The organism is Mycobacterium sp. E2462 (genome assembly GCF_001672685.1).
GTDB lineage: Bacteria > Actinomycetota > Actinomycetes > Mycobacteriales > Mycobacteriaceae > Mycobacterium.
Window position 1 is genome coordinate 1 of the sequence record NZ_LZKC01000159.1, and the last position, 11,870, is coordinate 11,870.

Genomic DNA, 11,870 nt, shown 5'->3' on the forward strand with positions numbered 1-11,870 from the left:
GGGCGGCGCCGCTCCCGGCGGCTTCGACTGCTCCGGCCTGGTGATGTGGGCCTTCCAGCAGGCCGGTATCTCGCTGCCGCACTCCAGCCAGGCGCTCGCCCACGGCGGGCAGCCCGTGTCGCTGTCGGACCTGCAGCCCGGTGACGTGCTGACCTTCTATTCCGACGCCTCGCACACGGGCATCTACATCGGTGACGGCATGATGGTGCACTCGTCGACCTACGGCGTGCCGGTCCGGGTGGTGCCGATGAACTCCTCCGGCCCGATCTACGACGCGCGCCGTTACTAGACGCCCCAACTCACGCCGCCGGCGCCGACCGGTGCTGTTGGCCTGGGTCTTCCTCGTCGAGTTGGTGGTCGCGGCGGCCGTGCCGTTCGACGCCGCGCGCGATGGCCGGATCCGGCCGCCGCAGTTGATCACCCCCGCGCATCGCGCCGTCGACGCCGCGACCAAGTCGTTGACCGTCGGCGACCGCACCGTCAGCCTGCTCTCGCTGGGCGGCGCCGCCAGCGATCGCCTGCTGTCCCGCGTCGTGGCGAGCCTCGGTCCGGCGGTGGGCGCCGTCGAGGCCTTCTGGGGCGTCGATTGGCCGCGGAACATCGCGCTCGTCGCGGCCGGCACGGATGCGGAGTTCCGCGGCGCCGCCGGCGGCGGATCGGAGTCGCAGTGGGCCGATATCGCGGCCGTGACGGTCGTCGATCGGGTGGACCCGGCGCGCCGGGTGGCCTACGGCCAGCGGATCGTGTTCGCGCCCGGCGCGGCGAACATGAGCCCGGCGTCGCTGCGAATCGTGGTGACACACGAGCTTTTTCACTACGCGTCGCGCGCCGACACCGTGTTGGACGCGCCCCGCTGGCTACCCGAGGGCGTCGCCGATTTCGTGGCCCGGCCGCCGACACCGGTGCCGGCCGACGCGTCGCCCGTGCCGCTGACGCTGCCGTCCGACGCCGAGCTGGACGCGCCCGGACCGCAGCGATCCCTGGCGTACGACCGCGCGTGGTGGTTCGCCCGCTTCGTGGCCGACACCTACGGTGCGCCGAAACTGCGCGAGCTCTACCTGGCCACCTGCGGCGTCCAACACGCCGACCTGCCCACCGCCGCCCACGACATCCTGAACACCGCCCCGGCGGATCTGCTGGTGCGCTGGCATCAGTGGTTGACCCGCTAGGGCCGCGTGCGCGGCCCGCCTCGGCGCCGCGCTAGCCTGTCGCAGGTGAGTCGGGTCCTGCTGGTTACCAACGACTTTCCGCCCCGCCCGGGCGGCATCCAGTCGTATCTGGGCGAATTCGTCGACAGGCTGGTGCAGCAGGGTCCGCACGCGGTCACGGTCTACGCGCCCCAGTGGAAGGGCGCCGACGCCCACGACAAGGCCGCCGAGGCGGCCGGTTACCGGGTGGTGCGCCATCCCGGCACGCTGATGCTGCCCGGCCCCTCGGTCGACGCCCGGATGCGCCGGCTGATCGGGGAGCACGGCATCGACGCCGTTTGGTTCGGGGCGGCCGCGCCGCTGGCCCTGCTCGCCCAGCGGGCCCGCGGCGCGGGCGCGAAGCGCGTGGTGGCCAGCACCCACGGTCACGAGGTCGGCTGGTCGATGCTGCCCGTCGCGCGCTCGGTGCTGCGGCGCATCGGCGACGACACCGACGTCGTCACCTTCGTCAGCCGCTACACGCGCTCGCGGTTCGCACCGGCGTTCGGGCCCAAGGCGTCACTGGAATACCTGCCCTCCGGCGTGGACACCGACCGGTTCCGGCCCGACCCGGCGGGTCGCGCCGAGCTGCGGGCGCGCTACCGGTTGGGCGAACGGCCCACCGTGGTGTGCCTGTCGCGGCTGGTGCCGCGCAAGGGGCAGGACGTGTTGATCAAGGCGCTGCCGTCGGTCCGCCGCCGCGTGGACGGCGCGGCCCTGGTGATCGTGGGGGGCGGCCCCTATCTGGAGGCGCTGCGCAAGCTCGCCCGCGAGTGCGGGGTCGACGAGCATGTCACCTTCACCGGCGGTGTGCCCGCCGCCGAGCTGCCCACGCACCACGCGCTGGCCGACGTGTTCGCCATGCCGTGCCGCACCCGCGGCGGCGGCATGGACGTCGAGGGCCTGGGCATCGTGTTCCTCGAGGCGTCCGCGACCGGTGTGCCGGTGATCGCCGGACGCTCCGGGGGCGCGCCGGAAACGGTGCGCGACAACGAAACCGGGCTGGTCGTCGACGGCCGCTCGGTCAGCCAGGTCGCCGACGCGGTCGCCGGGCTGCTCGGCGACCCCGACCGGGCCGCCGCGATGGGCGCCGCGGGGCGCCGCTGGGCGACCTCGCAATGGCGGTGGGACACCCTGGCCGCCCGGCTGGCCGGGCTGCTCGGCTAGGCGCGGCCCGTCACTCCTTCTCGTAGATCGACTCGATGTCGGAGGCGAACTTCTCGGCGACGACGTTGCGCTTGACCTTCATCGTCGGCGTCAGCTCCCCGGTGTCCTCGGTGAAGTCGACGGGCAGGATGCGGAACTTGCGGATCGACTCCGCGTGCGACACCGCCTTGTTGGCCTCCTTGATGGCGGAGTCCACCTCGGCGACCAGGTCGGGGTCGGTCGCCAGGTCGCCCACCGACGCGCCGGCGGCCTTATGGTTGCGCTGCTTCCAGCCGTCGAACGCCTCCGGGTCGATGGTGATCAGCGCGCCGATGAACGGCTTGTTGTCCCCGACCACCATCGCCTGGCTGATCAGCGGGTGCGCCCGCAGCCGGTCCTCGAGCACGGCGGGCGCCACGTTCTTGCCGCCGGCGGTGACGATGAGTTCCTTCTTGCGGCCGGTGATCTTGAGGAATCCGTCTTCGTCCACCGCGCCCAGATCGCCCGTGCGGAACCAGCCGTCGGTGAACGCGTCGTCGGTGGCCTGCTCGTTGCGCCAGTAGCCGCTGAACACCACGCCGCCGCGGACCAACAGCTCGCCGTCCTCGGCGATTCGTAAACTGTTGCCGGGCACCAGGGTCCCCACGGTGCCGATCCGGACGTTGCCCACCTGGTTGACGGTGATCGCCGAGCTGGTCTCGGTCAGGCCGTAGCCCTCGTGAATGGTCAGCCCCACGCCGCGGTAGAAGTGCCCGAGCCGTGAGCCCAGCGGCGCGCCGCCGGACAGCGCCGCGTGGCAGTCGCCGCCCAGCGCGGCGCGCAGCTTGTTGTACACCAGCCGGTCGAACACGGCGTGCTTGGCGCGCAGCGCCAGCCCCTTGCGGCCGCCGTCCTGCGCCTTGCTCCAGTCGACGGCGGTCTGCACGGCCGCCGCGAAGATCTTGCCCTTGCCGTCGTTCGAGGCGTTCTGCTCGGCGGTGTTGAAGACCTTCTCGAACACCCGCGGCACCGACACCACCACCGTCGGCTTGAACACCGCAAACAGCGGCACCAGGTTCTTGATGTCGCTGGTGAACCCGACGGTGACCTTGTTGGCGAACGCGGACAGCGTGAGCGAGCGGGCCAGCACGTGCGCCAGCGGCAAAAACACCAGCAGCCGCTGCCCCTCCTCGAGCAGCGTGGGCAGGCTCTCCTTGGCGCCGCGGGTCTCGTAGAGCAGGTTGGAGTGCGTGAGCTGGCAGCCCTTGGGCCGCCCGGTGGTGCCGGAGGTGTAAATCAACGTCGCCGGATCGTCGGCGCCCAGCGCCTCGAGCCGCGCGGTCACCTCTGCGGAATCCACCGCCGCGCCCTCCTCGATCAGCTGGTCGAGCGCCTTGGGTCCCGACCCGTCGATGTGCAGGACCCGCCGCAGTGCGGGCAGTTCGGCGCTGAGTTCGGTGACCATCGCGGCGTGCTCGTCGGTCTCGGCGAACGCCACCACCGCCTCGGAGTCCTGCAGCACCCACCGCACCTGCTCCGCCGACGACGTCTCATAGATCGGCACGGTGACCGCGCCGACCGACAGAATCGCCAGGTCGAAGATGGCCCACTCGTAGCGGGTGGCCGAAAAGATGCACACCCGATCGCCGGACTGCACCCCGAGTGCAATCAATCCCAATGCCGCAGAACGGATTTCATCGGCGGCCTGCGCGCAGGTGACGTCCGTCCACGCGCCGTCGACCTGGCGTTGGTAGATGACGAGGTCCGGGTTGTCGCGCTCATGTTCGAAGACCATGTTCGCGATGTTGTCGTGCTCGCCGACGGAGAAGCGGGCGGGGACGCTGTACTCACGCACTTTCTTGTGACCTCGATTTGCTCAGGTGGGATTTCCCGGCAGCGGGATTGCTGTCACCAGCCTAAACCGCCGGCCGGCCTGCTCCGGTCCCGGTGGCCGCGGGTGGCCGGAATACCGGCCGCCCCCGGCGCGGCCACCGAAGGCAGTGTGTGAAGCTGACGGGATGAACAGCATCCAGATCGCGGACGAGACGTTCGTCGCGGCGGACGGCGGGCGGGTCGGCGCGGCCGTCGCCGACCCGTCGAGCTGGCGCCGGTGGTGGCCGGACCTGCGGCTGCAGGTCGTCGAGGACCGCGGCGACAAGGGCATCCGGTGGACCGTTACGGGCGCCCTCACCGGCACCATGGAGGTGTGGCTGGAGCCCTCGCTCGACGGCGTGGTGCTGCACTACTTCCTGCACGCCGAACCCACCGGGGTGGCGGCCTGGCAGCTGGCCAAGTTGAACCTGGCGAAAATGACGCACCGCCGTCGGGTGGCGGGCAAGAAAATGGCGTTCGAGGTCAAGGCGGAGCTGGAACGCCTCCGACCGGTCGGAGTTTCTCCGGTAGTTTAGCCGGGTCGGGTTGGTGCGGAGAGTAGCGTTTCCGACCGGAGGCCCGGGGTAAGTCCCGCACGGCAGTTTCCCCGGAGCGGGGGTGACCCGCTTGCGGGAGAGAGGGCAGCAACCAGGTGGCGGAGAAGACGACCCAAACGATCTACATCGATGCCGACCCGGACACGGTGATGCAAGTGATCGCCGACATCGACTCCTACCCGGACTGGATCTCCGAGTACAAGGAAGCCGAGGTCCAGGAGAAGGACGCCGACGGGTACCCCAAGGTCGCGCGCATCGTGCTGGACGCCACGGTGCTCAAGGACACGATGGTCATGTCCTACACCTGGCCGGCGGACCGGCGCTCGGTGAGCTGGACGCTGGTCTCCAGCTCGCTGCTGCGCTCGCTGGAGGGCTCATACCTATTGTCTCCCAAGGGATCCGGCACCGAGGTCACCTACGAGCTGTCGGTGGACCTGGCCATGCCCATGATCGGGCTGCTCAAGCGCAAGGCCGAGCGTCGGTTGACCGACACCGCCTTGAAGGACCTGAAGAAACGAGTCGAGGCTGAGTGAGTCCAGCGCATCCCGGGAGTCCGTCCCGACCCGACTCAGTCTTTTCGTTGGCAAAGGCGGGGTAGGGAAATCCACCCTGGCCGCCGCCACCGCGGTCAGCGCCGCCGGCGCCGGGCAGCGAGTGTTGGTGGTGTCGACCGACCAGGCGCACTCCCTCGGCGACGTGCTCGGCGTCCCCGTCCCGCCGAGCCGCGGGGAACCCCTCCGCGTCCTCGCCGAGCTCGACACCGGCGCGGCGGGCGGGGGTTTCCTCGACGCGCTGGCGCTGGACACCCTCGCGCTGCTCGAGATGCGGTGGCGCGAGGTGATCGCCGCGGTGGACCGGCAATTTCCCGAATCGGAGTTGAGTTCCATTGCGCCCGAAGAACTTTCGGCGCTGCCCGGCGTGCAGGAGGTGCTCGGCCTGCACGCCGTCGGCGAGCTGGCGGCCAGCGGGCGGTGGGACCGCATCGTCGTCGACTGCGCGTCGACCGCCGACGCGCTGCGCATGTTGACGTTGCCCGCCACCTTCGCCCTGTACGTCGAGCGGGCCTGGCCGCGGCACCGCCGGCTGGCGCTCACCTCCGACGACCCCCGGTCGGCGGGGGTCGTCGAACTGCTGGAGCGCGTCAGCGCCAGCGTTGACGGGCTCAGCGCGCTGCTGACCGACGGTCGACAGGTCAGCGCCCACCTGGTGCTGACCCCCGAACGGGTGGTCGCCGCGGAGGCGGCCCGCACGCTGGGGTCGCTGGCGTTGATGGGCGTGCGCGTCGAGGAATTGATCGTCAATCAGGTGCTGGCGCAAGACGACTCTTATGAGTACCGCAACCTGCCGGAGCACCCCGCCTTCCACTGGTACGCCGAGCGGATCGCCGAGCAGCGCGGCGTGCTCGAGGAGCTCGACGCCACCATCGGGGAGGTGGCGTTGGTGTTGACCCCGCACCTGCCCGCCGAGCCGATCGGCCCCAAGGCGCTGGCCGAGCTGCTCGACGCGGCGCGCCGGCGCGGCGGAGTCGCGCCGCCGGGACCGCTGCGGCCCACGGTAGACCTGGAATCCGGCACGGGGCTTGGCTCGATCTACCGGATGCGGCTAGCGTTGCCGCAACTCGACCCCGCCGGGCTCACGCTGGGGCGCGTCGACGACGACCTCATCATCAGCGCCGGCGGATTGCGGCGCAGGGTGCGGCTGGCGTCCGTGCTCCGCCGCTGCATCGTATTAGACGCCCGCGTTCGGGGTACCGAGCTGACAGTGCGTTTTCGACCGGATCCGGAGGTGTGGCCTAAATGAACGGCGCGCATTCCGATCTCGGCCCCGAGTTGCGCAGGCTGGCCCAGTCAATCCTGGACGGCATCGACCCCGCCGTGCGGGCGGCGGCGGCGCTGACCGCCGGCAAAGGGGTGGGAACCGGCAAGTGCCAGCAGGTGTGGTGCCCGGTGTGCGCCTTGGCGGCCCTGGCCACCGGCGACCAGCATCCGCTGCTCACGGTGGTCGCCGACCACAGCATCGCCCTGCTCGAGGTCATCCGCTCGATCGTCAACGACGTCAACGACCGCGCGGCGCCGCCACCGCACGATCACCCGCCGGACGGTCCGCCCTCCGGCGCCGCCGACAGCCCGACCGACGGCGGGGCCGCCGGCGGCAAGATCCGCTATCAACCCATCCCGGTCACCGTCGAGGAGTGACTCGCCCCCGACTCGGGCCCCGTCGAAGGTGGTCCCGCCCGGTAGGGGTGGGTACAGTTGGCGCAGAACACCGGGCGGGTGCAGCCAAGAGGGAGGGCCATGTACTACTGGCTATTCAAGTACATTCTCCTCGGCCCCTTGCTGTCCTTGCTCGGCCGGCCGAAAGTCGAAGGCTTGGAACACATTCCGAGCACCGGCCCGGCGATCCTGGCCAGTAACCACCTGGCGGTGATGGACAGCTTCTACCTGCCGCTGGTGGTGCGGCGTCGCATCACGTTCCTCGCCAAGTCGGAATACTTCACCGGCACCGGCCTCAAGGGCTGGTTTCAGCGGTGGTTCTTCACCGCCGTCGGGCAGGTCCCGATCGACCGCACCGACGCCGACAGCGCCCGCGCCGCGCTGACCACCGCCGAGCAGGTCCTCAAGCAGGGCAAGCTGCTGGGCATGTACCCCGAGGGCACCCGGTCCCCGGACGGCCGGCTGTACAAGGGCAAGACCGGCCTGGCCCGGCTGGCCCTGCACACCGGCGTCCCGGTGATCCCGGTCGCCATGATCGGCACCGACGTGGTCAACCCGCCCGGCACCAACATGTTGCGGTTCGGGCGCGTCACCGTGCGCTTCGGCAAGCCGATGGACTTCTCCCGCTTCGAGGGCCTGGCCGGCAACCGCTTCATCGAGCGGGCGGTCACCGACGAGGTCATCTACGAGCTGATGGGCCTGTCCGGCCAGGAGTACGTCGACATCTACGCCGCCAGCATCAAGAACCGCGCCAACGGCGACGCTCCCGCCGACGAGGGGCAGCGCATCCCCGAGACCGCCGCCGGCTAGACCGGACCGCGATCAGCCGGCCGCGGTCACCGGCGTCAGCCGCTGCGGTGCGGCGTCGCGGGCGGCCACCCGGGCGGTGACGGTGAGCCCGGCCGCGACGATGACGGCCAAGGCCCACCACACGTAGGACATCCCGACCAGCTGGCGCCACCACGACGCCGTCGTCTCGTGGTGCTTGGGCAGCAGATCGATTGGTGTCCACCGCGTCAGCACCACGCCGAGCACGCTGAGCACCAGCAGGGCGACGTTGCGCCGCCGCCAGCCCAGGACCGCGGTCACCACGATGGTCGGCAGCACCCACACCCAGTGGTGCGACCAGGACACCGGCGACACCACCAGCCCGAAGAGCGCGACGCAGACGACCGCCAGCAGCGGCTCGTCGGCGCGCAGCACCCGGCGCATCGCCCACACGGTCGCCGCGAGCACCAGCAGGCAGGCGCCGACCCACAGCGGGAACCGGCCGTGCTCGTCGAGACCCAGCCGGGCCAGCGCGCCGGCGATGTTCTGGTCGGTGTTCAGCGCGGCCTCACCGATGCGGTCGGTGTGGTGCAGGGTGTGGGTCCAGTACTCGAGCGAATCGCTCCACGCCAGCGCGAACCCGAGCGCCGTCGCCCCCGCGAACGAGGCCAGCGCGGTCAGCGCCGCCCGGCCGTCGCGGCGGACGAGGAAATAAAGGAGAAATACCGCGGGCGTCAATTTCAGGGCGATGCCGAGGCCGAGCAGCAGCCCGCGCGGCCACGGCGTGCGGCGGGGGACGCAGTCGGCGAGCACCAGCGTCATCAGCACCACGTTGATCTGCCCGAAGGCGAAGTTGGAGGCGATCGGCTCCAGCCACAGCGTCGCCGCGGCCGTCAGCAGCACCGCCAACCACAAGCGGCGCAGCCACGCCGGGCCGGCCAGCCGGGTCGAGGACTCCCACACGCGCAGCCCGCTCAGCACCAGCGTCGTCGACGCGATCAGCAACACCAGCGTCAACACCGTGATCGCGACGCTAGCGGCCGGCATGCGCAGCCACGCGAAGGGGCTGAACACGATGGCGGCCAGCGGCGGGTAGGTGAACGGCAGCTTCAGCCCGATCGGCGTCGGGAACAGCACGTCCCCGCGGTACAGCGGGCGCCCGTCCAGCCAGGCGCGCGCGCCCATCTGGTAGACGTCGATGTCGATCCGATACGGCGTGTGCGCGAACAGCTGCCAGCCGACGACGACCAGCGCCGCGACGGCCAGCAGCCCCATCGGGCACCACAGCAGCACCCGCCCGGAATCGCTGTGCCGGAAGCCCGCGCCGGGCGCCTGCCGTGTACTCATGTCGGACAACAGCGTAATCGGTGCCCAGCGGGCGACAGGCGGTGCAGCGCGGCTCCCGCGGGCTCGACGCCGACCGGCGTACGTTTTTCAGTGTGCTGCACTGGTTCGTGCCGAGGGTGACCCGCTGGTTCGCGCATGACATCGAGCACGGCGGCCGGCTGCCGTTGCTGTGCTGCCTGGTTGCCTTCATCCTGACGTTTTTCGTCACCCGATCGTTCGTGCGCTTCATCCGGCACCGCGCCGACGCCGGCCGCCCCACCCGCTGGTGGCATCCGCGCAACGTGCACGTCGGGGGAGTGCACATCCACCACGTCACGTTCGGGGTGGTGCTGGTGCTGCTGTCCGGCCTCACCCTGGTCACCCTGTCCCTCGACGGGACCGAGCCGGAATTCACGGTCGCCGCAACGTTTTTCGGGATCGGTGCCGCCCTGGTCCTCGACGAGTACGCGCTGATCCTGCACCTGTCGGATGTCTACTGGTCCGAGGACGGCCGCACCTCGGTGGACGCCGTCTTCGCCGCCGTCGCCGTGGCGGGGTTGTTGATCATGGGCCTGCACCCGCTGATGTTCTTCCTGCCCGCCTGGCACGGCGCCGACTCGGTCGCCTGGCACGCCGCCGTCGCCAGCGCGATGGCGCTGACGTTGCCGCTGGCCGTCGTGGTGGTGCTCAAGGGCAAGGTGTGGACGGGGTTGCTCGGAATGTTCCTCGTGGTGTTGCTGGTGATCGGCGCGGTACGGCTGTCGCGCCCGCACGCGCCGTGGGCCCGCTGGCGCTACACCACCCAGCCGGACAAGATGCGGCGCGCGCTGCAGCGGGAGCGCACGCTGCGCAGGCCCGTCGTCCGAGCCAAGCTGTATTTGCAGTGCGCGATCGCCGGCACCCCGCGCCTGCCCGACGAGCGGGCGGTCGACGCGCGCCTGGACGACGAGGTGCACCCCGCGCCGCCGCCCGAGGGCACCGAACCCATCCTGATCGCCCGCTGACCCATGCGGTATTTCTACGACACCGAGTTCATCGAGGACGGCCGCACCATCGAGCTGATCTCGATCGGGGTGGCCGCCGAGGACGGCCGCGAGTACTACGCGGTGTCCACCGAATTCGACCCCGAGCGCGCGGGGCCGTGGGTGCGCGCGAACGTGCTGCCCAAGCTGCCGTCCCCGGCGTCGAAGGCGTGGCGCTCGCGCCGGCAGATCCGCGAGGACCTCGAAGAGTTCTTCGGCGTCCACTCGCCCCAGCGCGGCGCCGACCCGATCGAACTGTGGGCGTGGGTGGCGGCCTACGACCACGTCGCCCTGTGCCAGCTGTGGGGAACCATGCCCGACCTGCCCCGCGCAATACCGCGGTTCACCCGGGAGCTGCGGCAGCTGTGGGAGGACCGCGGCAGCCCGCCCATGCCGGCGCGGCCGCGCGACGCCCACGACGCGCTCGTGGACGCCCGGGACCAGTTGCGCCGTTTCCGGCTGATCACCTCCGGCGGCTGAACCGCGGCCCGTTCGGCCTGATCAGCGGTCGGCGCGGCCCGGTTACCATGGACCGATGAACTGGACCGTCGACATCCCGATCGACCAGCTGCCGCCGCTGCCGCCGCTGCCCAGCGATCTGCGGGCGCGCCTGGACGCCGCCCTGGCCAGGCCCGCCGCGCAGCAGCCGAGCTGGCCCACCGACCAGGCGGCGGCGATGCGCACGGTGCTCGAGAGCGTGCCGCCCGTGACGGTGCCCTCGGAGATCGTCCGGCTGCAAGAACACCTCGCGCAGGTCGCCCGGGGCGAGGCCTTCCTGCTGCAGGGCGGCGACTGCGCGGAGACCTTCACCGAGAACACCGAGCCGCACATCCGCGGCAACATCCGCGCGCTGCTGCAGATGGCGGTGGTCCTCACCTACGGCGCCAGCATGCCGGTCATCAAGGTGGCCCGTATCGCCGGCCAGTACGCCAAGCCGCGGTCCGCCGACATCGACGCCCTGGGGTTGAAGTCCTACCGCGGCGACATGATCAACGGTTTTGCCGCGGACGCGGCGGTGCGCGAGCACGACCCGTCGAGGCTGGTGCGGGCCTACGCCAACGCCAGCGCCGCCATGAACTTGATGCGGGCCCTGACGTCGTCGGGGCTGGCCTCGCTGCACCTGGTACACGATTGGAACCGGGAATTCGTGCGGACGTCGCCGGCGGGCGCGCGTTACGAGGCGCTGGCCAACGAGATCGACCGTGGCCTGAAATTCATGAGCGCCTGCGGGGTCGCCGACCGCAACCTGCAGACCGCCGAGATCTACGCCAGCCACGAGGCGCTGGTCCTGGACTACGAGCGGTCCATGCTGCGGCTGGCCGAGACCGAGGGCGGGGAACCGCAGCTGTTCGACCTGTCGGCGCACACGGTGTGGATCGGGGAGCGCACCCGCCAGCTCGACGGCGCGCACATCGCCTTCGCCGAGGTGATCGCCAACCCGATCGGCGTCAAGATCGGGCCGACGATCACCCCCGAGCTGGCCGTGGAATACGTCGAGCGCCTGGACCCGCACAACAAGCCGGGCCGCCTGACGCTGGTGAGCCGGATGGGCAACAGCAAGGTGCGTGACCTGCTGCCGCCCATCGTCGAGAAGGTCCAGGCCGCCGGTCACCAGGTGATCTGGCAGTGCGACCCGATGCACGGCAACACCCACGAGTCGTCCACCGGCTACAAGACCCGGCACTTCGACCGCATCGTCGACGAGGTGCAGGGCTTCTTCGAGGTGCACCGGGCGCTGGGCACCCACCCGGGCGGCATCCACGTCGAGATCACCGGCGAGGACGTCACCGAATGCCTCGG

General features: G+C 70.9%; 13 protein-coding genes. 11 read left to right on the top strand and 2 right to left on the bottom strand.

Annotated features, from left to right (window positions below; genetic code table 11):
• From A5714_RS07325 to pimB, 3 genes are all read left to right on the top strand, one after another.
• The coding region (locus A5714_RS07325; RefSeq protein ID WP_082959613.1) for an NlpC/P60 family protein at positions 1–289 on the top strand (289 nt) is incomplete at its 5' end.
• 34 nt (positions 290–323) lie between these two features.
• Positions 324–1,169, top strand: coding sequence for a hypothetical protein (locus tag A5714_RS07330; protein WP_231975826.1), 846 nt, complete (start codon positions 324–326; stop codon positions 1,167–1,169).
• 45 nt (positions 1,170–1,214) lie between these two features.
• Positions 1,215–2,354 (top strand): GDP-mannose-dependent alpha-(1-6)-phosphatidylinositol monomannoside mannosyltransferase, encoded by a 1,140-nt coding sequence (pimB, locus tag A5714_RS07335; RefSeq protein WP_068284249.1) that lies wholly within the window; start codon positions 1,215–1,217, stop codon positions 2,352–2,354.
• 10 nt (positions 2,355–2,364) lie between these two features.
• On the opposite strand, the gene A5714_RS07340 is transcribed toward pimB, so the two are convergent.
• A complete protein-coding gene (locus A5714_RS07340) occupies positions 2,365–4,167 on the bottom strand; it encodes a long-chain fatty acid--CoA ligase (protein ID WP_068284252.1) in 1,803 nt (600 codons plus the stop codon).
• A 163-nt stretch (positions 4,168–4,330) separates the two neighbouring features.
• Between A5714_RS07340 and A5714_RS07345 the strand changes: the two genes are divergently transcribed.
• From A5714_RS07345 to A5714_RS07365, 5 genes are all read left to right on the top strand, one after another.
• Positions 4,331–4,720, top strand: a complete 390-nt coding sequence (locus tag A5714_RS07345) for a polyketide cyclase / dehydrase and lipid transport (RefSeq protein ID WP_068204956.1) — start codon at positions 4,331–4,333, stop codon at positions 4,718–4,720.
• Positions 4,721–4,836: 116 nt separating this feature from the next.
• Positions 4,837–5,274: an SRPBCC family protein gene (locus A5714_RS07350; protein WP_068072572.1), complete on the top strand. Its 438-nt coding sequence runs from the start codon at positions 4,837–4,839 to the stop codon at positions 5,272–5,274.
• Complete coding sequence (locus A5714_RS07355) at positions 5,267–6,541, top strand: ArsA family ATPase (protein WP_082959614.1); 1,275 nt, start codon at positions 5,267–5,269, stop codon at positions 6,539–6,541. Before A5714_RS07350 ends, A5714_RS07355 begins: the two co-directional genes overlap by 8 nt.
• The gene (locus A5714_RS07360) at positions 6,538–6,936 is read left to right on the top strand and encodes a hypothetical protein (RefSeq protein WP_068284258.1); all 399 of its coding nucleotides are present in this window, start codon (positions 6,538–6,540) and stop codon (positions 6,934–6,936) included. The genes A5714_RS07355 and A5714_RS07360 overlap by 4 nt, the downstream gene beginning before the upstream one ends.
• A 99-nt stretch (positions 6,937–7,035) precedes the next feature.
• Positions 7,036–7,764: a 1-acyl-sn-glycerol-3-phosphate acyltransferase gene (locus A5714_RS07365; protein WP_068284261.1), complete on the top strand. Its 729-nt coding sequence runs from the start codon at positions 7,036–7,038 to the stop codon at positions 7,762–7,764.
• Positions 7,765–7,776: 12 nt separating this feature from the next.
• On the opposite strand, the gene A5714_RS07370 is transcribed toward A5714_RS07365, so the two are convergent.
• Positions 7,777–9,069 carry a glycosyltransferase 87 family protein gene (locus A5714_RS07370; RefSeq protein WP_082959615.1) on the bottom strand — a complete coding sequence of 431 codons (1,293 nt, stop codon included), beginning with the start codon at positions 9,067–9,069 and terminating at the stop codon, positions 7,777–7,779.
• Positions 9,070–9,161: 92 nt separating this feature from the next.
• Between A5714_RS07370 and A5714_RS07375 the strand changes: the two genes are divergently transcribed.
• The 3 genes from A5714_RS07375 to A5714_RS07385 form a co-directional block, all read left to right on the top strand.
• Positions 9,162–10,052, top strand: coding sequence for a hypothetical protein (locus A5714_RS07375; protein WP_068072607.1), 891 nt, complete (start codon positions 9,162–9,164; stop codon positions 10,050–10,052).
• Positions 10,053–10,055: 3 nt separating this feature from the next.
• A complete protein-coding gene (locus A5714_RS07380; protein WP_068284264.1) occupies positions 10,056–10,550 on the top strand; it encodes a polyadenylate-specific 3'-exoribonuclease AS in 495 nt (164 codons plus the stop codon).
• Between the two features lie 55 nt (positions 10,551–10,605).
• On the top strand, positions 10,606–11,870 hold a 1,265-nt coding region (locus A5714_RS07385; RefSeq protein ID WP_068284266.1), incomplete at its 3' end, for a class II 3-deoxy-7-phosphoheptulonate synthase.

Excerpts from the sequence above, each read along its gene's own strand:
- A5714_RS07345 (WP_068204956.1), top strand. The coding sequence starts at position 4,331 with ATGAACAGCATCCAGATCGCGGACGAGACGTTCGTCGCGGCGGACGGC.
- A5714_RS07360 (WP_068284258.1), top strand. The coding sequence starts at position 6,538 with ATGAACGGCGCGCATTCCGATCTCGGCCCCGAGTTGCGCAGGCTGGCC.
- A5714_RS07365 (WP_068284261.1), top strand. The coding sequence starts at position 7,036 with ATGTACTACTGGCTATTCAAGTACATTCTCCTCGGCCCCTTGCTGTCC.
- A5714_RS07370 (WP_082959615.1), bottom strand. The coding sequence starts at position 9,069 with ATGAGTACACGGCAGGCGCCCGGCGCGGGCTTCCGGCACAGCGATTCC.
- A5714_RS07380 (WP_068284264.1), top strand. The coding sequence starts at position 10,056 with ATGCGGTATTTCTACGACACCGAGTTCATCGAGGACGGCCGCACCATC.